Here is a 20,037-nt window from a genome sequence, read left to right on the forward strand (position 1 = left end):
CTATACATATTTTCTCATATGCTTTAATGCAGTTTTTTCTAATCTAGATACTTGAGCTTGAGATATGCCTATCTCATCCGCTACCTCCATTTGAGTTCTTCCATTAAAAAATCTTAATGTTAGTATTAATTTTTCTCTATCATTTAATTTTTTCATAGCCTCTTTAATAGATATATTTTCAAGCCAGTTTTCATCAGTATTTTTAGAATCACTTATTTGGTCCATTACATATATAGCATCTCCACCATCATGATATATAGGTTCAAATAGAGACACTGGATCTTGAATAGCATCTAATGCAAATACTACCTCTTCTCTTGGTAAATTAAGTTCTTTAGCTATTTGTGAGATATTAGGTTCCTTATTATTATCTTTTATAAGTTTATCTCTAACTAATAATGCCTTGTAAGCAATATCCCTTAATGATCTACTTACTCTTATTGAATTATTATCTCTTAAATACCTTCTTATTTCACCTATTATCATGGGTACTGCATAAGTTGAAAACTTAACATTTTGACCTAAATCAAAGTTATCTATGGCTTTCATTAATCCTATACATCCAACTTGAAATAAGTCATCAACATTTTCCCCTCTATTATTGAATCTCTGTATCACACTTAAAACTAACCTTAAGTTTCCCTTAATAAAAGTTTCTCTAGCATCTTTATTTCCATCTCTCATACTTAAAAGTAGTTCTCTTTTTTCTTTCTCTTTTAATATAGGTAGTTTGGAGGTATTTACACCACATATCTCTACTTTATTAATAATCAAGCTCATCAACCCCTTCGGAAGTAATAACATACTGCATTAAAAAGTATCCCCGAGAGTTATAGCTTTTATACTAAAGACAACCTAAATCATTTTATTGATTTCTTTTTTTAATCTATTTATTATTTTCTTTTCTAATCTAGAAATATAAGATTGAGATATTCCAAGCATGTCAGCTACTTCTTTTTGTGTCTTTTCTCTAGTACCATTTAAACCAAATCTTAGTTTTACAATTTCTTTTTCTCTATCATTTAAATGTTTTAATGCTAAAAATAATAATTCTCTATCAACTTCATCCTCTATTAAGTTATAAACTGTATCATTTTCTGTTCCTAAAATATCAGATAGTAAAAGTTCATTACCATCCCAATCTATATTTAAAGGCTCATAAAATGATATTTCTGCTTTTACCTTACTATTTCTCCTTAAATACATCAAAATTTCATTTTCAATACATCTTGAAGCATATGTAGCTAACTTTATTTTTTTCTCAGGATTAAATGTATTAACAGCTTTAATTAATCCTATCGTTCCTACAGATATTAAGTCTTCTACGCATACTCCTGTATTTTCAAATTTTCTAGCTATATAAACAACTAGCCTTAAATTTCTCTCTATTAATATATCTCTTATAGATTCATCTCCATGTATAAGCTTTTCTACAAGTTCTTCTTCTTCTTCTTTTTTTAATGGTGGCGGAAGTGCATCATTCCCACCTACATAATGAACTTCTCTTCTAAAAATTTTAATCTTTTGTAAAATCCTATTTATTAATACTCTTAAACTTATCATAATATCACCTATATTACCCCTCTTGATAGTAATGCATTAAATTCATTTTCTTTACTTAATTTATTTTTACAACTACAAATTATAACTTCTACTGTTTTCCATTCTTTATCTTCTCCTCGAATTCTAACTCTTTCACTTTTGAATCCCTTTAAATTTCCTTCTTCTCCTATAGTGCTATATGGAATATAAAATTCTTCATCACTTGGTAAATTAAATCCATTCAAAAAATTATTTTCTATTATTATACAAGGCAAATTTGTTACAGGTTCCCTTAGGGCATTTCCAGTATCTAATAAACCTTTTAAAAATAAAGTATTCTTCTCATGTGAAATCTCTATTTCGTATATAAAGTTTTTTATTAAGGCTCTTTCTCTTAAGTAATCTACTACTCTAACTATAACTATGTATAGTATCATTATTGAGATTATTAAATATTTTATAGAATAATTTCTAATTTCAAAAACTCTAAAAACACTATATTGATTGTCCATCATTGAAAAGGCAAAGCAAATCCCGCATAATGTAAAAGATACTATCAAAAAAGTTGCTGAAGCCTTTATTATATTTATTGTTTTAAGACTTTTATTAGTTATTACTATCATTAATAAAACAACAGCAATTTTAAATGGTAAAGATGTTAAAATACTATTTTCTAAAAATAAAGCTATTGTATAAAAAGCTCCTACTATAGCCCCAATATAAATAGTTTTGCTATATTTATATCTAAGTACTTTCATAGTAATTAATAATAAAAATAAGTTTACAATAAAGTTTTCTATTATAAGTATATCTATGTAAACTACCATACGCATCTCCCCCTCTGTAATTAAATTATAAACTGTTAGCTTTTAAAATTTTGTCATAAAAACTCTTTATAAAATATATTTTCATCCCTTATTTACTACATATATTTACACTTATTTGATTATTTTAATAAAAAATAACAAGGAAATACTATAATTATTAATATGTGATAGAAATAAAAAAAGACTAAGAAAGCATCACTTTCTTAGTCTTTTTTATAATTTACTTATTTTCTTGATCTTAAGAAACTAGGAATATTTACACTATCAGTTTCAATATCTAAAAGAGGATCTACTCTTTTTGTTGGTTCTGATATCTCTACTTCACTTTTCAATGGTTGCTCTTTAACAATTCTCTTTTCAAATATAGGCTCGTGATTTAATATTTTATTATTATCTTCTTCGAAACCTGTAGCTATAACAGTTATTCTTATTTCATCTGTTAAAGTTTCATCTATAACTGCACCAAATATTATGTTTGCATCTGGGTCTGCTGATTCTCTTACTATATCTGCTGCTTCATAAACTTCTATAGCACCTAAATCAACTCCACCTGTAAAGTTTATAATAACTCCTGTTGCTCCATCTATAGATGTTTCAAGTAATGGAGATGAAATAGCTTGTCTTACAGCATCTTGCGCTTTATTATCCCCTGTTCCATGTCCAACACCCATATGTGCAAGGCCTTTATTTAACATAACAGTTTCTATGTCAGCAAAGTCCGCATTAACTACCCCTGGGATTGTAATAAGGTCTGAAATAGCTTGTACCCCTTGTCTTAATACATCATCAGCTAATCTAAATGAATCTAAAAGAGTTGTCTTTTTGTCAGCCATGCTTAATAATCTTTCATTTGGAATTATAACTAAAGTATCAACTGCCTTCATAAGGTTCTCTATCCCCATTTCAGCATGTCTCATTCTTCTTTTTCCCTCAAATGGAAATGGCTTTGTAACTACTCCTACAGTTAATATGTTCATAGATTTAGCTATTTCTGCAACTACAGGAGCTGCACCAGTTCCTGTTCCACCTCCCATACCAGCTGTTATAAATACCATATTTGCGCCTTTTATAGCTTCTGCTATTTCTTCTCTACTTTCCTCTGCAGCCTTTTTTCCTATTTCAGGATTAGCTCCAGCTCCAAGACCCTTTGTTAACTTTTCTCCAATTTGAATTTTAACATTAGCATGAGATAGCATTAAAGCTTGTTTATCTGTATTAACGGCAATAAACTCAACGTTTTTTAGCCCTTCAGCGATCATTCTATTAACGGCATTTCCACCGCCGCCTCCACAACCAATTACCTTAATATTGGTTAATTCTTGCATATCTACTTCGAAATCTAACAAAATAATTCCTCCTTTAGAAAATATCTACTAGTAATTTTTCTACTTTGTTTCTTCTCTTCTTAATAATCTCAATTCAATCCTAATATATAGTAATATATATTAATTCTACATCATACTGTACCTTTTTAACAATACTTTAATAAACTAAATAAGAAAGATTTTGTTATTTAAAGACAATAAATGTATATTTTCGAACTTTTATTTACATTTTATTACTTAAATTCTTTGTGATTATTCTTACAATATGGAAATTAATATAAAATCTATTCACTTTTATAAAAATAACCATTATTTTTATAATTAAATTTAATAAAATTCAATTATTATTTTATCATTTATAATTAAATAACTCAACTATTTAGTTCATATTATAATAATTTTTAAATAGTATTATAAACATACATCATTATCTATTATTAAAATATATTAAAAATATTTATAAATCTTATATTCAACAAAGATTTTAAATTTCCTTTATTAAATTTTATTATTTTATAAATTTTAATAAAAAAAACAGAGATGTTCTCTGTTTTTTTATAAAACCATTATTCTTTTTATAGTTTCTCTATCAACTGAATATGTTAGTGCAGTTTCTTCATCTATAATTCCTTTTTTATATAATTCTGCTAATGCCATATCCATTGTTTTCATACCATATTTTCCACCAGTTTGAATAGCTGATTCTATTTGGTGTGTTTTACCTTCTCTAATTAAATTTTGAATTCCTGGTGTTGTAGTCATCACTTCTAAAGATGCAACTCTCCCCTTATTATCTTCAGTTGGTACTAGCTGTTGCGATATAACTCCCTGTAGTACTGCAGCCAGTTGAACTCTTATTTGTTGCTGTTGGTGTGGCGGAAAAACATCTATTATTCTATCTATAGTTTTAGCAGCTCCTATTGTATGTAGAGTGGAGAATACTAAATGACCAGTTTCTGCTGCTGTTATAGCAATAGAAATAGTTTCGAGGTCTCTCATCTCCCCTACAAGTATAACATCTGGATCCTCTCTTAAAATAGCCTTAAGTGCAGTTTTATAACTTTTACTATCTTTTCCTATTTCTCTTTGATTAATTATGCACTTATTATGCTTATGAAGATATTCTATTGGATCTTCTAATGTTATAATATGCGCTTCTCTTGTATTATTTATTTCATTTATCATAGCTGCTAATGTTGTACTTTTACCACTTCCAGTTGGTCCAGTAACTAATACTAATCCCCTCTGTTTGTTTATTATGTTCTTTATTACCTTTGGGTGTTTTAGCTCATCTAAAGTCGGTATTTTTAATGCAATTACTCTTACAGCAATAGCATCACTATTTCTTTGTTTAAATATATTTACTCTAAATCTACCTGTTCCCGAAATAGAATAAGATGTATCCATTTCACCTATCTTTTCATATAATTCAAAATTATCTCCTAGTATTTCCTTAGCAAAATCTCTTAATGCATTGGGACTTAATTTCTCAGTCCCTAATTTAATCAAACTACCATTAACTCTTATTGTTGGCGGTAATCCAACTGTTAAGTGTAAATCCGACGCTTCTTTTTCTATTGTCTCATTTAATAAATCATTTAACACATACATTGCTTTATATCCTCCATGTTGATATAATATGTTTCTTTTACATATTCGATAAAAATTCCAACATTCCTTCTTTATATTGCATAATATTTCAACATAAGATATATTTATATATGTTTTTATTTGCTAGACATTTCTTTTCTCAATTTTCTAAGAGCTTTTTTTTCTATTCTAGAAACATATGATCTCGATATTCCAAGTAATGCTGCTATTTCCCTTTGCGTTCTACATCTTCCATCAATTAATCCATATCTCATTTTTAAAATTTCCCCTTCTCTTTCACTTAGAGAAACACAAATTTTATTGTACAATTGTTTAATTTGAAGATTACTTTCAACTTTTTCTAATACTGAATCTTTGTCACTACTTAATACATCAATTAAACATATTTCATTACCTTCTTTGTCCACTCCAATTGGATCTTGTAAATAAATTTCATTTTTTTGCTTCTTATTATTTCTAAAAAGCATTAATATCTCATTTTCTATACATCTTGATGCATAAGTCGCTAATCTAGTTCCTTTTGATGAATCAAAAGAATCTATAGCCTTTATAAGTCCAACTGTTCCTATAGATATTAATTCATCTATATCTTTATTTGGAAAATTATACTTCTTTACTATATGGGCTACTAACCTAAGATTTCTTTCTATCAATATACTTTTTGCTTCCTTATCTCCATTTTTTAAAAGTTTTAAATAATGCTCCTCTTCTTCTTCTTCAAGCGGTTTTGGAAATGTATTATTTCCTGTAATATAACCAGTTAAAAATATAGAATTACATAACAGCTCTATAATATTAGATAAAAAAAACACAGAACTTCCTCCTCGTAGTGCTTATTATATAATATGATGAAATCCAAAAATATTGCTTGTGTTTTTTAAAATAAAATTGGAATATTTTCTTATATAGACTTATAAAATTATTTTATCCTTTAATAATTAGTTTAAAATTAAAAAAACTATTTAATATATTATTTATGAACTTATAGCATAATAAAAACTGCTATAAGCTCAAATCTTTATTTGAGCTTATAGCAGCTTCATTTATTTAAGAAGTATTTTTATTATATCCCTAAAAATAGGTGCTCCAGTATTTCCCCCACCTAGTTCTCTTCCATCTGGGTGCTTTTCTCCAATATTGGGAGCAATAACAACTATAGTATATTTTTTTCCTTCCATTTCAAAATATCCTGCAAACCACCCATGGTTAGTACCACCAGTTCCCGTAGAAGTTCCTGTTTTTCCTCCTATGTTTACGCCTTCTACCTTAGCCTCAAATCCTGATCCTTCCCAAATTACCTTTGACATTGTTTCTTGAGATATTTTAGCTGCGGTTTCACTAAATATTCTAGTAGATTTTTCTTTAAATTCTTTTACAACATTATCATTATTATCTATAATGGATCCTACTATTGTAGGCTTTATATAAATCCCATTATTTACTATTGTATTGTATAATCCTGCCATTTGTACTGGTGTAACCATAATAGTTTGACCTATAGATATATTGTTCATGCTATTTTCTTCAGTAGGTTTAACTCCTGAAGCTTCATTTCTATTTTCTCCCTTCAGGTTAAATACCGGCTTAAATAACCCCATTTTCTCCATATATGTCACCATTTTATCATATCCAATTTTTGCTCCTACCTTTGCAAAAACATCATTACAAGATACTTTCAACGCATCTTCTACAGAGATATCTCCATGACCGTAGGCTTTGCCATTTTTACTGCATATTTCTCCTGTACATGAAAAAACATCATAAGGACTTATTAATCCTAAATCTAATGCAACAGTTTCTGTTATAACTTTAAATATAGAACCTGGCTCATATCCTAGTTGCTCTATTCCTAAATTCACGTTAGCTTGAGTTTCGTCCTTTTGAACCATAGCTCTTATTTTACCGCTTTCTGCTTCAGAAACTACAACGCCTACGTTCTTTAAAAAAGAATAATCCTCTTTTTTAAGTACCTCCCTAATCTTTTCTTCCCACTCTTCATTTATAGTTAGTTTTATATTATTATTTTCTCCCTCATTTAATAAGCCGTCTCCATAAATAGCTTTTTCATCTAAATAAAACTTTGCTTCTGGGTAATTATTGTATTTTATATAAGAATTTAAGTCATTCTCTAAAGAATCTTCTACTACATTTTCATCATTTATATTAGCTAAAAAATTATTCGTTTTCCAAGCTTCTTTAGTATCTACTTCATCATATATATATGTGTATATTCCTTTTATATTTTTTAATTTATTTACCTTATTAAAAGTTTCCTCACTCACTGTATAATATATTTTTTTTCCACTATTTTTCATTAAGTCTGAATAATTAAAGTCAGGATTCTCAGATTTCATTATAAAATTTAAGGCCATTAAATCTTCTAAGGTTTCTTCATAATTATTAAGCATAAAAGGCTTTGTATCTACTATAACAATGTACTTTTTTGTATAATCTATTAAGTCTTTTCCATTAGTATCAAATATTCTATACTTCATTTGAGATAAATTTTCAGATTGATAATTTTTCATTTCACCAGAAACATATGATGATGGATGTATTTGAAGGAAATATAATCTTAATATTAATAATAGAATAATTAAAAGATAGCCCCCCATTATAATTACAACTCTTTTAAAATTCACTTTATTTTTTACTTCTAACAAAAAAACACCTCCCTAGGCTTAATTCTAGCCTTTAGAGGTGTCTTTTATACATTTATTTACTATTTTAATATATCTTTTATCTTTGTAACAAGTATATCTATAGCAACTTTATTTTGTCCGCCTTCTGGAACTATAATATCTGCATATCTTTTAGTCGGCTCTGTAAATTGCATGTGCATAGGTCTTACTACACTCAAATATTGGTTAATAACTGATTCAACAGTTCTTTCTCTTTCATTAATATCTCTTACTAATCTTCTAAGAATTCTTATATCAGCATCTGTATCTACATATACCTTTATATCTAATAGTTCTCTAAGTCTTTCATCTTCAAGTACTAATATACCCTCAACTATTATTATATCCTTAGGTTCAACTCTTACTATTTCTTTTGCTCTATTATGCTCAGCAAAGTCATATATAGGCTTATCTATTCCAATTCCATTGATTAAATCAGACAAATGCTTAATTAATAAGTCATTATCAAAAGCTTTTGGATGGTCATAGTTAGTTTTTACTCTTTCATCCATAGTTAAATGACTTTGATCTTTATAATACATATCCTGTTGTATCATTGCAATACATTCATTGGAAAAACTTGAGTATATAGCATCTGCAATACTACTTTTGCCTGATCCAGTTCCTCCTGTTATCCCAATTAATATTGGCTTTTTCATTATAGTTCCCCCTTCTTTTGTCTAAAGCTCTAAAACTTTCTTTCCTTTAATTAACATGTCTTTTTCTTTTAATGGAGTTTCAACCTTAGCTTTGAACATCATATGAGCTCTATTAGCTACATTAGTTTTAACATCCTTTTCCACATCGAACATCTCATTTAAAGTTATATTAAAGTTAGGTGTATGAGCTCTTAAAACTTCAACTTCATCTCCTTCAAAGACTCTATTTTTTTGAAGAATAGTCGCCTCTTTAGTTTCTGAATCATAACTTTGAACAATACCTACTATATCATAATCTCTTACATAAGATGATACATCATAGTTTTGTTCACCTGTTTTACCAAAGAAGAAACCTGTATGATACTGTCTATGACTTATCTTTAATAATGTATCCATCCATTCTTGCTTAAACTCGTAAGTTTCTGGATTAGCCATATATGCATCTATAGCTTCTCTATAAGCCTTAACAACAGAAGCAACATAGAATTCACTCTTCATTCTACCTTCTATTTTAAAAGAATGTACTCCACTTTTCATAAGTTCAGGAATATGCTTTATCATACATAAATCTTTTGAATTCATTATATATGTACCATCATCATCTTCTACAACTGGATAATATTCACCCGGTCTTGTTTCTTCTACTAAGTAATATTTATATCTACACGCATTTGAACATATACCTTTATTAGCATCTCTTCCTAACATATAGTTTGAAATAAGACATCTTCCTGAATAAGCTATGCACATTGAACCATGTATAAATACTTCTAATTCACAATCTTCTGAAATATTCTCTTTTATAACATTTATTTCATTAAGTGTTAATTCTCTAGCTAAAACTATTCTTTTAACTCCTTGCTCATACCAAAACTTAGTTGCCATCCAGTTAACTGTATTAGCTTGAGTACTTAAATGTATTTCTAAATCTGGTGCTGCTGATTTAGCAGCCATTATTATTGAAGGATCTGCTACTATAATTGCATCTACGCCTAAATCATATAAACCTTTAATATATTCTTCTACACCCTTTAAATCATGGTTTCTTGGGAATACATTCATAGTAACATATAATTTTTTACCTCTATCATGGCAATATTTAACTCCTTCAGCCATTTCATCATTGGTGAAGTTATCTGAGAAAGCTCTTAAGTTTAACCTTCCTCCACCTATATATACAGCATCTGCTCCAAAATCTATTGCTATTTTTAATTTTTCTAGACTTCCTGCTGGTGCTAAAATCTCTGGTTTAATCATAATTTTACCTCCTTTTAGTCACTGCAATTCCATCCCCCATTGGTATTACAGAAGTAATTAAATTTCTATCTTTTGATACTAATTCTAAGTATTCTCTCATTCTTTTAACTATTGTTATTTTTCTTCTTTTTACTAATTCATTTGATGCAACCATACCCCTAAATAAAACATTATCTGCTACTATAATTCCATCACTTTTTAACAGCCTTAAACAATGCGGTAAAAAATGATTGTAGTGTCCTTTGCCTGCATCCATAAATATTAAATCATAAGGTTCATTTAGATTTTCTAGAATCTCTAAACAATCCCCCTCTTTAATTTCTATTTTTTCACTAAGACCGTACTTATTAAAATTTTCTCTAGAATATCTTATCATAATTTCGTCACGTTCTATAGTAGTAATACTTGGTTTTGTTCCTGAAGCTTCATACATTAAAATCGCTGAATATCCAATTGCAGTTCCAAGTTCTAAAATTCTTAAAGGCTTCTTCATACTAACTATGAATTCTAAAAACTTTGCAGTTTCCTTTTGTGCTATAGGAACCTTATTTTCCTTCGCAAAATTTTCTAACTCTTTATACTTATCATCATTTTCTAGTATTAAGCTTCTTATATATTCTTCCATATAATCATGGGTTATTCCACTCATGTTACTCCTCCGAATAGTAAGTTTGTTATTAATATCCAAGTTCCTTTAATTTATTCATAAAGTCAACATCACTATTAGTAAAATAATGAGTTTTATCATCTTGAAGTACATAAAATAAATAATCAGTCTTCTCTGGTTTTAATGCGGCCTTAATTGATTCTAAACCTGGATTAGATATAGGACCTATAGGTAAACCATAGTTTTTATATGTATTATATGGAGAATCTATTTCTAAATGTTTATCTAAAACAGTATTTACATGTTCTCCTAAAGCATAAATAACTGTAGCATCTATTTGAAGCATCTTATCATCATTTAATCTATTAATTATAACTGATGAAATTAAAGGTCTTTCACTATCTATCCTTGCCTCTTTTTCTATCATAGAAGCTATATTTACAACAGTTTCTATATCCTCATCTTTAACTGTCATATTTGTTTCCTTAAGAGCTCCCTGTAGGACTTCCTTAAATCTAAAAACCATTTTACTAATTATTTCTCTAGGTGTTTCTCCAACTTTTATTAAATATGTATCTGGAAATAAATATCCTTCTAAATTATATCTCTTTTCACTATTTATCTTCACAAATGATGGTGGTTCATACTCTTTTACAGCTCTAATGAAATCATCTTTGCTACAAATTCCTTCTTTTTCTAGCTTTTCAGCTATATCATCAATTGTGTATCCTTCAGGTACTGTAAATTTAACTACATCTAGTGTAGAATCACTAGTTAATGTATTTATTAATTCATTAACACTTAAATCATTACGTAAAACATATTCACCTGGCTTAACATCTATGTTTTTACCTGAAAGTTTAACATATAATTTAATAATCGGTACACCTTTAATTTGATTTTCCTTAGATAATGAATCTATTATACTATAAAAACTATCCCCTTCTTGCACATTTATAACTATATCTTCAGATGTATTAAAAGGTTTGTTTATTATTCTTTTAAATAAAACAAAAGAACTTATTGTTAATATTAAAATGATTATTATGGGAATCATTTTTGACTTAAAGCTTCTCATAAAAACCCCCTATATATAAAGTAAATAGCCATTATAGGCTATTCACTTTATTATAATACTTTTTTTTCAACTTATAAAGACATTTTATTTCATTTATTATTTTCTATTTCTACTTGTTATTCTTCTTCTTTCTGCTGAATCTAAAACTCTTTTTCTCATTCTTATGCTTTCTGGTGTAACTTCAACTAATTCATCTGAATTTATAAACTCAAGACATTGCTCTAATGTCATTTGTCTTGGAGGTATTAATTTAACTGCATCATCTGATCCTGATGCTCTAGTATTAGTTAATTTCTTTCCTTTACATATATTAATATCTATATCTTCAGCTCTAGAACATTCTCCAACTATCATACCTTGATATACTGGTATTCCAGCATTTATAAATAATATACCTCTTTCTTGAGCATTGAATAATCCATATGATATTGCATCTCCATCTTCAAATGAACATATTGAACCTCTACTTCTTCCTGGAAGTTCTCCTTTATAGCTATCATAACCATGGAATACATGGTTCATTATTCCATTACCTTTTGTATCTGTCATAAATTCATTTCTAAATCCAATTAATCCTCTTGCAGGTACTATGAATTCAAGTCTTGTATAACCATTAACAGCTGAAGTCATATTAACCATTTCAGCCTTTCTTGGTCCAAGCTTTTCCATAACTGGTCCCATAAATTCTTCTGGTACATCTACAGTTAAATATTCCATTGGTTCTAGTTTTTTACCATTTTCTTCTTTGAAGATAACATTTGCTTTCGAAACTTGGAACTCATAACCTTCTCTTCTCATTGTTTCAATAAGAATTGATAAGTGTAGTTCCCCTCTTCCTGAAACTTCGAAGCAATCTGAAGATATTTCATTAACTCTTAAACTTACATTTGTTTCTAATTCTTTTAATAATCTATCTCTTAAATGTCTTGAAGTTACGAATTCACCTTCTCTACCGGCAAAAGGAGAATCATTAACCATAAAGTTCATACTTAATGTAGGCTCATCTATTTCAACGAATGGTAATGCTTCAGGTTCTTGAGCATCTGCAATAGTTTCACCTATATTACAATCTGGAATACCACTTAATGCTATTATATCTCCAAGTGAAGCTTCTTGAGCATCTTCTCTATTTAATCCGTTATAAGTAAATATACTTGAAACTTTATAATTTGATGTAGTTCCATCTTTTCTTACTAATGCAACTTGTTGATTCTTTTTAACAATTCCTCTATGTATTTTACCAATTGCTATTCTACCTACATATTCGTTTGTATCTAAAGTAGTAACTAACATTTGGAATGGGCCGTCTATATATCCCTTTGGTGCTTCTACGTTTTCTAATATAGTTTCAAATAATGGAACCATATCAGTATTTGTATCTTCAACATTATATCTTGCAAATCCCTCTCTTGCTGATGCATATATTATTTGGAAATCCAATTGTTCATCATCTGCACCAAGTTCTAAGAATAATTCGAATACTTCATCAATTACTTCTTCTGGTCTTGCATTTGGTTTGTCTATTTTATTTATAACAACTATAGGTTGTAACCCTAGTTCTAATGCCTTCTTTAAAACGAATTTAGTTTGCGGCATTGGTCCTTCATAAGAGTCAACTACTAATAAAACAGAATCAACCATTTTAAGTACACGTTCAACTTCGCCACCAAAATCAGCATGTCCTGGAGTATCTACTACATTTATTTTTACTCCATTATACATAATAGCTGTGTTTTTTGAAAGAATTGTAATTCCTCTTTCCTTTTCTAAGTCATTTGAATCCATAACTCTTTCTTCTACTTTTTCGTTGCTTCTAAAAACATGGCTTTCTTTTAATAATGCATCCACCAATGTAGTTTTACCATGGTCAACGTGAGCTATTATAGCTATATTTCTTATATCATCTCTACTTATTAATTTCATTTGATTTCCTCCAGTATATATTTTTATAATGTAAACCTATAACTTATTTTTCCCAAAATAAAATTGGATACACTGGTATCCAATTTTAAATAAAAATTTATTTTAGACTATAATATATTCTAAGATTATTATTCTAAAATGTCAATATCACAGATTATATTTCCATGATTATTGGTAATATCATAGGCTTTCTTTTTGTTTTTTCATAAAGGTAACTTCTAAGCTCATCTCTTACTTTAGACTTTAAGCTTGCCCAATCAGTTATGTTATTTTCCTCACATTCCCTTAGTGCATTCTTAACTATTTCTTTAGCCTCGTCCATTAATCCTTCTGATTCCCTAACATAAACAAATCCCCTAGATATTATATCTGGACCTGCAATAACTGAATTATTTTCTCTTGATAAAGTTACTACAACAGTTAATATTCCATCTTGAGATAAGTGTTTTCTATCTCTTAGAACTATGTTTCCAACATCTCCAACACCTAATCCATCAACAAAAATTTGCCCTGAAATAACTGAACCATTTTTTCTTATACTACTTCTGTTTACTTCTATAACTCCACCATTTTCTGGTATAAGGACATTGTTTTCTGGCATACCTAATGATATAGCTAATTCTCCATGTTGTTTTAAATGTCTATATTCACCATGAATAGGTATGAAAAATTTAGGTCTTACTAAAGATTGCATTAACTTTAGTTCTTCTTGACATGCATGCCCAGATACATGAATTTCTGCTAAAGATTTATATATAACTTCAGCACCTTTTTGGAATAATTGATTTATAACCTTTGAAACTAACTTTTCATTTCCAGGTATAGGTGTTGCTGAAATTATTACAGTATCTCCTTCAACTATATTTACTTTTCTATGCTCTGAATTTGCCATTCTTGTCAGGGCTGACATTGGTTCCCCTTGACTTCCTGTAGTAATAATAACAACTTGATTATTATTATATTTATTAATTTGATCTATGCTTACTAGAACATCTTTTTCAAACTCCAAATATCCAAGCTCTGCTGCTACTGCAACTATATTTTCCATACTTCTTCCTGAAACTGCAACTTTTCTTCCATACATACTCGCAGCATCAATTATTTGCTGTATTCTATGAACATTAGATGCAAAAGTAGCAACTATTACTCTCCCCTTTGCCTTTGAAAATAGTCTTGCAAAACTTTCACCTACTACTTTTTCAGACATAGTGTAGCCCGGCTTTTCAACATTAGTTGAATCAGCCATCATAGCTAAAACTCCTTTTCTACCAATCTCAGCAAATCTTGCAAAATCCATTGGTTCTCCATCTATTGGGGTGTAGTCTATTTTGAAATCTCCTGTGTGTAGAACTACTCCAAGTGGAGTGTGTATTGCTATTGCTACTGAATCTGCAATGGAGTGATTAGTTTTTATAAACTCCACTGATACGGAGTTTAATTTAATTACATCTCTTGGCTTTACTCTTATTAGTTCTGTTGAACTTAACAATCCATGCTCCTTAAGCTTTGTTTCAACAATTCCAAGTGTTAACTTTGTTCCATATACAGGTACATTTAATTGTTTTAAAACATATGGTAATGCTCCTATATGGTCCTCATGTCCGTGAGTTAAAAATATTCCTCTTACTTTATCTTTGTTTTTTAATAAATAATTAACATCTGGTATTACTAAATCAATACCGAACATATCTTCTTCTGGGAATTTTAGGCCACAATCTATAACTACTATATCATTTTTATACTCAATTACAGTTATATTTTTACCTATTTCATTTATCCCACCTAAAGGAATAATCTTAACTTTTGCCTTTTCGTTTTTCAATATGTCCCCTCCTTCTTCTTAAAATATGTATTACAAAGGTTGTCATCTCCTTAGAGAGGAGCTCCTTTATTTATCCTGCTTATAATTCATCTCTTTTTGGCATTTTCTACAAACACCAAAGAATTTAACACTATGATCTAAAATTTTGAATCCATATGATCTCTCAACTTCTTCTTCAAGCTCATCTAAAAGATCATCTTGAACTTCTATAACACCCTTGCATTCATTACAAACTAAGTGATGATGTCTATGACCTTCATCCTTGCGAACCAATTCATATCTGCTACAACCATCATTTAAGTCTAGTTTGCATATAACCCCTAATTCTTCTAATAAAATAATCGTTCTATATACAGTAGCTAAACCAATTTCCGGACAACTTCTTTTAACTTCATCATAAATTTCTTCTGCAGTTAAATGCTCTCCTTCTTTATCTATAATAGTATCAACTATAGCTCTTCTTTGAGGAGTTAACTTATACCCTTTTTGTTTTAAATCTTCTTTTAGAACATTAAAATCTATACTATTTGATTGTTCCACAGACAACACCCCTTTCTTTATTTCTAGTTAGCTTTTATTCTTCATCGGCAAAAATAGTATCATAAGCTTCTTGAACTGCCGCTAATTCAACTTCATCATCTATAGGTATTAAAAGATCATCTCCATCTTCATCTACTCCTACCCTTAATGCAAATATATCATCCTCAGTATAATCATTATCATATACTATGACATATTCACTCTTTTCTTCTGTATCAGGGTTTACCATATCAAAAAATGCAACAACATTTAACTTTACTAAATTTCCATCCTCATCATATAATTCCAATTGTTTTAAATCTTTATCCATTAAATTTCTCTCCTTTTTATAATTGTAATTTTTAGATTATAGGTTGTCAATAATAATTTTCAATTGGGAATCAAATATTATTTCATACTAAGTCTATCTAAGTACCCTTGCAATATGTACGTAGCAGCTATTTTATCAACTATTTTCTTCCTTTTCCCTCTTGATAAATCAGCCTCTAGCATAGCTTTATGTGCAGCTACTGTAGTTAATCTTTCATCCCACATCTCAACTTTTATTCCAGTAGATTCTTTTATAACTTCTGAAAGCTCTAATACTCTTTCTCCAGATTCTCCTATGGTGCCATTCATATTTTTAGGCAAACCTATAACTATAGTTTCTACTGAATATTCTTTACATAACTTTTTAATTTCTTCTATGTCTTGCTCTTTTTTAGTTCTTCTTATTGTAGTGATTCCTTGGGCAGTCCATCCTAATGGATCACTTATAGCAACACCTATAGTTTTAGATCCAACATCTAAACCAAGTATCCTCATATTTATCTCCTTAAACACTAAAGAGTGCCCGATTAAACGGGCACTCTTTATTTTATTTCTAAATAAGATTTTATAACTTCCTCAAGAATTTCATCTCTTTCAAGTTTTCTTAGTAAAGCTCTTGCTCCGTTGTAGCTTGTAATGTAAGAAGGGTCCCCTGAAATAAGATATCCAACCAACTGGTTTATCGGATTATAACCTTTCTCCTGTAACGCATTGTAAACATCTGTTAGTATTGATTTTGTTAAATCTTCTTTGTTGATGTTTAAGTTAAATTGCATTGTTTGATCTAAGTTATTATTCATATAACTGCTGCTAATTGCAGCTCACCCCCTTACTTATATTTAGTTAATAGTATCCCTAGTAATAGTATTTCACATTTTTAAAATTCTATTCACTGATTTTACTTAATTTAATTATACTCCATATAATTATAAAAGTACACTATTTTACTAAAGATTCTATTACTGAATATGTTTTTTCTATTGCAGATTTAATATTTTCAGGATTCTTACCACCAGCTTGAGCCATATCTGGTCTTCCTCCACCGCCTCCGCCAACAACTGCTGCAACTTCTTTAATTATCTTTCCACAATGGATTCCTTTTTCTAATACATCCTTTGTAGCCATAGATATTACATTAACCTTTCCACTTACATTACTTAATAAAACAACCACTCCACTTGAAAGCTTGCTTCTCATTTTATCCCCTAGGTCTCTTAAGGCATTTCCATCTATTCCTTCTAGTCCATAAGCTACAACCTTAACTCCCTTTACATCTTTAACTGAAGCTAAAATATCATCCTCAATTCCTGATGTTAATTTACTCTTAAGTTCTAAAATTTCTTTTTCCTTTTCTTTAATTTCTGCACCTTGTGAAACTATCTTTTTGAGTACATCTTTTTCATTGCATTTCAATGCACTACATGCTTCTTTTAAAAGTCTTTGCTTTTCTTCCATATGCTTTATAGCATTTAATCCAGTTACAGCTTCTATTCTTCTTATTCCTGCTGCAACACCAATTTCAGCTATTATTTTAAATAATCCAATTTCTCCTGAGTTATGAACGTGAGTACCTCCACAAAGTTCTTTTGAGAATTCTCCAACACTTACAACTCTAACTTTATCACCATATTTATCATCAAATAAAGCCATTGCATCTGATTCTCTTGCTTCATCTAAAGTCATAAGATTTGTATCTACTGCAAATACTTCCATTATCTTTTTATTAACTAATTCTTCAACTTTTTCTATTTCTTCTTCTGTTAACCCTTGGAAATGTGCAAAGTCAAATCTTAATCTTTCATCATCCACATAAGAACCAGCTTGATTAACATGCTTTCCTACAACTTGTTTTAAAGCTTCATGTAACATATGTGTAGCGGTATGGTTCTTTGCTATATTATTTCTTCTTAAGATATCTATTTTAAGATTTGCTTCTTCATTAATTTTTATTGTACCATCTACAACCTTAACGTAATGAATAGTTTTTCCACCAACATTTTTCTTTGTATCATAAACATATGCTTCTCCAGACGCTGTCTTTATAGTTCCTTTGTCTCCTACTTGACCACCCATTTCAGCATAGAAAGGAGTTTTTTCAGTAACTATATACCCTTTTTCTCCATTAGATAATTCTTCTACAAAATTATTATCATCAGCTAAAACTAATATGCTTGATTTTTCATCAATATTACTATAGCCTATAAACTCTGTATTTATAGAAGCATCAATTTTATTTATTGGATTCTCATCATTTCCCATATATGATGACTCTCCCCTTGCACTTCTAGCCCTTTGTCTTTGCTCATCCATTTCTTTTCTGAATGCTTCGTGGTCAACATTCATCCCCTTTTCTTCTAATATTTCTTCTGTTAATTCTATAGGGAATCCATAAGTATCATATAACTTAAATGCCTTTTCGCCTTTTAATATTTTTTCGTTAGAAGACTCCATTTCTTCTATATAATTATTTAAAATATTCATTCCAGAATCTATAGTTTCATTAAATCTTTCCTCTTCTAAAGAAACTATTCTTTCTATATATTCTTTATTTTCTAAAAGAATTGGATAAGCACAGCTATAATTTTCAACTACTGATTCAACTATTTCAGTTAAGAATAAATCCTTTATTCCAAGCAGTCTTCCATGTCTTGCAGCTCTTCTTAAAAGTCTTCTCAATACATATCCTCTACCTTCATTACTTGGTTGAACCCCATCAGAAATAAGCATAGTTACAGATTTAACATGATCTGTAATTATTCTTAAAGAAATATCCTTAAGCTTATCTTCTCCATATTTTACACTTGAAAGCTCTGATACTTTTTGTAGTATATTTTTAACTGTATCTATTTCAAATATATTATCTACACCTTGCATTATTGTTGCTATTCTTTCAAGCCCCATTCCTGTATCTATATTAGGATTTGCAAGTTTATTATAACTTCCTTCTTCATCCCTATCGAATTGAGTAAATACAAGATTCCAAAACTCAACTACTCTATCTTCGTCACTAGCTCTTACAAATTCATCTGCATTTGTAATTACTCCTTCACCTCTATCATAGTGAATTTCTGTACAAGGTCCACATGGTCCTACTCCTATTTCCCAGAAGTTATCATCTTTTCCAAGTCTAAATATTCTCTTTGGATCTACATCTGTTTTCTTGCACCATATATGAAAAGCTTCATCATCTTCTAAATATATAGTTACATATAATTTATCCTTTGGAATTTGAAGAGTTTCAGTTATAAACTCCCAAGCCCAAGGAATAATCTCCTCTTTAAAATAATCTCCAAAAGAGAAGTTCCCAAGCATTTCGAAAAATGTTCCATGTCTTGATGTTTTACCTACGTTTTCTATATCACCTGTTCTTATACACTTTTGACAAGTTGTTATTCTTTTCCTTGGTGGCTCTTGTAATCCAGTAAAATATGGCTTAAGTGGTGCCATACCTGCATTTATCAATAATAATGATTTATCATTTTTAGGGACTAGAGGGAAACTCTCTAATCTTAAATGATCTTTTGATTCAAAAAAGCTTAAATAAGCTTCTCTTAATTCGTTTGTTCCCATGAATTTCATAGCTATTACCTCCAAATTTGCTTTATATAATAAAAAAAGTTTCCATCCCTAAAAAAGGGACGAAAACATAAATTCCGCGGTGCCACCCTAATTATGTATTAAAAAAATACATCACTTAGATAATATAGCTCCAAGATAGCTTCAATATATAATGTAAGAAGTTTTCAGCATCCACTTCCTCTCTGCATACATAAACTATATTTACTCATTCTTTTCAACGCTAAATATTAAATTTTCTTATATTTCAATGAAATTATAGTTTATTTATTAAAATATG

18 protein-coding genes and 1 other annotated feature are annotated in these 20,037 nt (G+C 29.3%); all 18 genes read right to left on the reverse strand.

Features of this window, described 5'->3' with window-relative positions; genetic code table 11:
- Nucleotides 1-774, reverse strand: coding sequence for an RNA polymerase sporulation sigma factor SigG (gene sigG, locus ACYUEX_RS09635; protein WP_411170468.1), 774 nt, complete (start codon nt 772-774; stop codon nt 1-3).
- A gap of 81 nt (nt 775-855) precedes the next feature.
- Nucleotides 856-1,563 (reverse strand): RNA polymerase sporulation sigma factor SigE, encoded by a 708-nt coding sequence (gene sigE / locus ACYUEX_RS09640; protein WP_411170467.1) that lies wholly within the window; start codon nt 1,561-1,563, stop codon nt 856-858.
- Between the two features lie 8 nt (nt 1,564-1,571).
- Nucleotides 1,572-2,369, reverse strand: coding sequence for a sigma-E processing peptidase SpoIIGA (spoIIGA, locus tag ACYUEX_RS09645; protein WP_460287850.1), 798 nt, complete (start codon nt 2,367-2,369; stop codon nt 1,572-1,574).
- Between the two features lie 224 nt (nt 2,370-2,593).
- Nucleotides 2,594-3,715 carry a cell division protein FtsZ gene (gene ftsZ, locus ACYUEX_RS09650; protein ID WP_411170465.1) on the reverse strand — a complete coding sequence of 374 codons (1,122 nt, stop codon included), beginning with the start codon at nt 3,713-3,715 and terminating at the stop codon, nt 2,594-2,596.
- A 534-nt stretch (nt 3,716-4,249) separates the two neighbouring features.
- On the reverse strand, nt 4,250-5,305 hold the full coding sequence (locus tag ACYUEX_RS09655; protein WP_460287851.1) for a type IV pilus twitching motility protein PilT: 1,056 nt from the start codon (nt 5,303-5,305) through the stop codon (nt 4,250-4,252).
- A gap of 116 nt (nt 5,306-5,421) precedes the next feature.
- Entirely contained in the window at nt 5,422-6,117 is a 696-nt protein-coding gene (gene sigK / locus ACYUEX_RS09660; protein WP_411170463.1) for an RNA polymerase sporulation sigma factor SigK, read from the reverse strand.
- A 231-nt stretch (nt 6,118-6,348) separates the two neighbouring features.
- Complete coding sequence (locus ACYUEX_RS09665) at nt 6,349-7,920, reverse strand: penicillin-binding transpeptidase domain-containing protein (RefSeq protein WP_460288192.1); 1,572 nt, start codon at nt 7,918-7,920, stop codon at nt 6,349-6,351.
- Between the two features lie 107 nt (nt 7,921-8,027).
- On the reverse strand, nt 8,028-8,645 hold the full coding sequence (gene udk, locus ACYUEX_RS09670) for a uridine kinase (protein ID WP_411170462.1): 618 nt from the start codon (nt 8,643-8,645) through the stop codon (nt 8,028-8,030).
- 21 nt (nt 8,646-8,666) lie between these two features.
- Nucleotides 8,667-9,902: a peptidase U32 family protein gene (locus tag ACYUEX_RS09675; RefSeq protein WP_460287853.1), complete on the reverse strand. Its 1,236-nt coding sequence runs from the start codon at nt 9,900-9,902 to the stop codon at nt 8,667-8,669.
- A gap of 4 nt (nt 9,903-9,906) precedes the next feature.
- On the reverse strand, nt 9,907-10,551 hold the full coding sequence (locus ACYUEX_RS09680) for an O-methyltransferase (protein ID WP_460287855.1): 645 nt from the start codon (nt 10,549-10,551) through the stop codon (nt 9,907-9,909).
- Between the two features lie 28 nt (nt 10,552-10,579).
- Entirely contained in the window at nt 10,580-11,587 is a 1,008-nt protein-coding gene (gene mltG, locus ACYUEX_RS09685; RefSeq protein ID WP_460287856.1) for an endolytic transglycosylase MltG, read from the reverse strand.
- A gap of 96 nt (nt 11,588-11,683) precedes the next feature.
- Entirely contained in the window at nt 11,684-13,510 is a 1,827-nt protein-coding gene (gene typA / locus ACYUEX_RS09690; RefSeq protein ID WP_460287857.1) for a translational GTPase TypA, read from the reverse strand.
- A gap of 154 nt (nt 13,511-13,664) precedes the next feature.
- Nucleotides 13,665-15,332: a ribonuclease J gene (locus tag ACYUEX_RS09695; protein WP_411170457.1), complete on the reverse strand. Its 1,668-nt coding sequence runs from the start codon at nt 15,330-15,332 to the stop codon at nt 13,665-13,667.
- 66 nt (nt 15,333-15,398) lie between these two features.
- A complete protein-coding gene (locus ACYUEX_RS09700) occupies nt 15,399-15,872 on the reverse strand; it encodes a Fur family transcriptional regulator (RefSeq protein WP_460287859.1) in 474 nt (157 codons plus the stop codon).
- Nucleotides 15,873-15,906: 34 nt separating this feature from the next.
- On the reverse strand, nt 15,907-16,182 hold the full coding sequence (locus tag ACYUEX_RS09705) for a DUF1292 domain-containing protein (RefSeq protein ID WP_411170455.1): 276 nt from the start codon (nt 16,180-16,182) through the stop codon (nt 15,907-15,909).
- Nucleotides 16,183-16,259: 77 nt separating this feature from the next.
- Complete coding sequence (gene ruvX, locus ACYUEX_RS09710; RefSeq protein ID WP_411170454.1) at nt 16,260-16,676, reverse strand: Holliday junction resolvase RuvX; 417 nt, start codon at nt 16,674-16,676, stop codon at nt 16,260-16,262.
- Nucleotides 16,677-16,723: 47 nt separating this feature from the next.
- Nucleotides 16,724-16,981: an IreB family regulatory phosphoprotein gene (locus ACYUEX_RS09715; RefSeq protein ID WP_008678270.1), complete on the reverse strand. Its 258-nt coding sequence runs from the start codon at nt 16,979-16,981 to the stop codon at nt 16,724-16,726.
- Between the two features lie 139 nt (nt 16,982-17,120).
- Nucleotides 17,121-19,760, reverse strand: coding sequence for an alanine--tRNA ligase (alaS, locus tag ACYUEX_RS09720; RefSeq protein ID WP_460287860.1), 2,640 nt, complete (start codon nt 19,758-19,760; stop codon nt 17,121-17,123).
- 52 nt (nt 19,761-19,812) lie between these two features.
- Nucleotides 19,813-19,987, reverse strand: a binding site (T-box leader).
- Nucleotides 19,988-20,037 lie beyond the last annotated feature (50 nt).

The sequence above is a fragment of the Clostridium sp. CTA-7 genome (assembly GCF_054768095.1).

Bases quoted from the DNA above. Each gene is read 5' to 3' on its own strand.
- udk (WP_411170462.1), bottom strand. From the start codon at position 8,645: ATGAAAAAGCCAATATTAATTGGGATAACAGGAGGAACTGGATCAGGC.
- alaS (WP_460287860.1), bottom strand. From the start codon at position 19,760: ATGAAATTCATGGGAACAAACGAATTAAGAGAAGCTTATTTAAGCTTT.
- ACYUEX_RS09705 (WP_411170455.1), bottom strand. From the start codon at position 16,182: ATGGATAAAGATTTAAAACAATTGGAATTATATGATGAGGATGGAAAT.
- ACYUEX_RS09665 (WP_460288192.1), bottom strand. From the start codon at position 7,920: ATGGGGGGCTATCTTTTAATTATTCTATTATTAATATTAAGATTATAT.
- ACYUEX_RS09675 (WP_460287853.1), bottom strand. From the start codon at position 9,902: ATGATTAAACCAGAGATTTTAGCACCAGCAGGAAGTCTAGAAAAATTA.
- sigE (WP_411170467.1), bottom strand. From the start codon at position 1,563: ATGATAAGTTTAAGAGTATTAATAAATAGGATTTTACAAAAGATTAAA.
- ACYUEX_RS09680 (WP_460287855.1), bottom strand. From the start codon at position 10,551: ATGAGTGGAATAACCCATGATTATATGGAAGAATATATAAGAAGCTTA.
- ruvX (WP_411170454.1), bottom strand. From the start codon at position 16,676: ATGAGGATACTTGGTTTAGATGTTGGATCTAAAACTATAGGTGTTGCT.
- mltG (WP_460287856.1), bottom strand. From the start codon at position 11,587: ATGAGAAGCTTTAAGTCAAAAATGATTCCCATAATAATCATTTTAATA.
- spoIIGA (WP_460287850.1), bottom strand. From the start codon at position 2,369: ATGGTAGTTTACATAGATATACTTATAATAGAAAACTTTATTGTAAAC.
- ACYUEX_RS09715 (WP_008678270.1), bottom strand. From the start codon at position 16,981: ATGAATAATAACTTAGATCAAACAATGCAATTTAACTTAAACATCAAC.
- ACYUEX_RS09655 (WP_460287851.1), bottom strand. From the start codon at position 5,305: ATGTATGTGTTAAATGATTTATTAAATGAGACAATAGAAAAAGAAGCG.
- typA (WP_460287857.1), bottom strand. From the start codon at position 13,510: ATGAAATTAATAAGTAGAGATGATATAAGAAATATAGCTATAATAGCT.